This is a genomic window from Spongiactinospora gelatinilytica (assembly GCF_003236385.1).
GTDB lineage: Bacteria > Actinomycetota > Actinomycetes > Streptosporangiales > Streptosporangiaceae > Spongiactinospora > Spongiactinospora gelatinilytica.
Map to the genome: position 1 here is coordinate 1 of NZ_POUA01000895.1, position 420 is coordinate 420.

At 35.7% G+C, this 420-nt stretch carries 1 protein-coding gene; it reads right to left on the bottom strand.

Annotated elements, in window-relative coordinates; translation table 11 throughout:
- Positions 1 to 78 precede the first annotated feature (78 nt).
- Positions 79 to 420: hypothetical protein (locus C1I98_RS46755; protein WP_199537610.1), on the bottom strand; the 342-nt coding region annotated here is incomplete at its 5' end.

Sequence of the window (420 nt, forward strand, 5' to 3'; positions counted from 1 at the left end):
GTGACCATCCCTTTTGAGCCAAATCTTTACTAATCGCTGTTCCGATATTGCCACTTGCTCCACAAATTAATGCAAATTTCATTTCTTCGCCTGCTCACTATCCATTTTAAACGTACTGATAACAACATTTTTCATAAAGGTATCGAAAGTATTAATTACTTCGTCTAAAGAGATATCTTGATAAAGCATTGCTTCATCAAAAATTGTCGTATTTCCATAGTTTTCACCTTCAAATGAATTAGCAATAGCTTCCAAAGAATTCATCCTAGTAATACTTCTTCCATACATTTCTTTTTTAGCTAGCTCGAAATCTTTGAGGAGCGCATCCGACTTCATTAAACCAGTTGTCAAAATATCTTTTAAGGCTTGTATCAATTCAGTAGGATGGTTGGTGTCACCGCCCAAAGTTAGGAACAAGGC